This window comes from Fictibacillus phosphorivorans (assembly GCF_023715845.1).
Taxonomy (GTDB): Bacteria; Bacillota; Bacilli; order Bacillales; family Fictibacillaceae; genus Fictibacillus; species Fictibacillus phosphorivorans_D.
Window position 1 is genome coordinate 1 of the sequence record NZ_JAMBOR010000049.1, and the last position, 897, is coordinate 897.

The 897-nt window shown below is 41.4% G+C and carries 2 protein-coding genes; both read left to right on the forward strand.

The features are described 5' to 3' along the window. Window positions 1-80 precede the first annotated feature (80 nt). Window positions 81-371, forward strand: coding sequence for a transposase (locus M3206_RS18675; protein ID WP_251314028.1), 291 nt, complete (start codon window positions 81-83; stop codon window positions 369-371). 11 nt (window positions 372-382) lie between these two features. Beyond that, a partial coding sequence (locus M3206_RS18680; RefSeq protein WP_251314029.1) for an IS3 family transposase occupies window positions 383-897 on the forward strand: 515 nt, incomplete at its 3' end.

Sequence of the window (897 nt, forward strand, 5' to 3'; positions counted from 1 at the left end):
TTAAATTAGTCTTAAAAGTGGAGACATCCTTGTGAGAATTCTTTATACTTAAACAAAACTAATTTAGGGGACGTGTCCACATGAAAAGAAAGTCTTTAGAGTACCGAGAATATGTCGCGAAGCTTGTAGTTAATGAGGGGAAAAAGATGAGTGATCTTAGTCGTGAGCTAGACATTCCCCATCAGTCGATTAGCCGATGGGTCAATGAGTACAAGCAAAAAATCAAATTTCCTACTCCGCAAGAGGATTACATTACGCCAACAGAACAAAAGAAACGAGATGATGCTTATCAAAAAAGAATACGTGCGCTAGAGGAGGAAAATGAAATCTTAAAAAAGGCCATGCACTTCTTCACAAAAAAGCCAGAGTAGTCTTTCGCTTTATTTATGAACAACGTCATAATCATGCGATCTGGAGAATGTGCAAAGTGATGATGGTATCACAAAGTGGCTACTATAAATGGCTGAAGGAAGGTAGAACAAAGGAAAACAAGAGGTCTGTCTGGGATCGTGAAATAAAAGAGAAAATCAAGGAGTCTTTCTATACGAGTGGAGCTACCTACGGTAGCCCTAGGGTTCACGATGATTTAATGGAAGCCGGCTATGACATCAGCCTGAAAACAGTAGGCAGAAAGATGAAAGAGCTCGGACTTAAAGCAACTCCTGCGTTTAAATATAAAGCGACAACCGATTCTGGACATTCGTTGCCGGTTTACCCTAACCTCGTAAAGCGTCAGTTTAAGGTACCAGCTCCTGGCTTAGTCTGGGTTGCGGATATTACCTACGTATGGACAATGGAGGGATGGGTTTATTTAGCGAGTGTTATGGACCTCTATTCTCGGAAGATTGTTGGCTGGAACATAGGGACTCGTATGACAAAAGAGCTGCCGAAAATAGC

Bases quoted from the DNA above. Each gene is read 5' to 3' on its own strand.
- M3206_RS18675 (WP_251314028.1), top strand. From the start codon at position 81: ATGAAAAGAAAGTCTTTAGAGTACCGAGAATATGTCGCGAAGCTTGTA.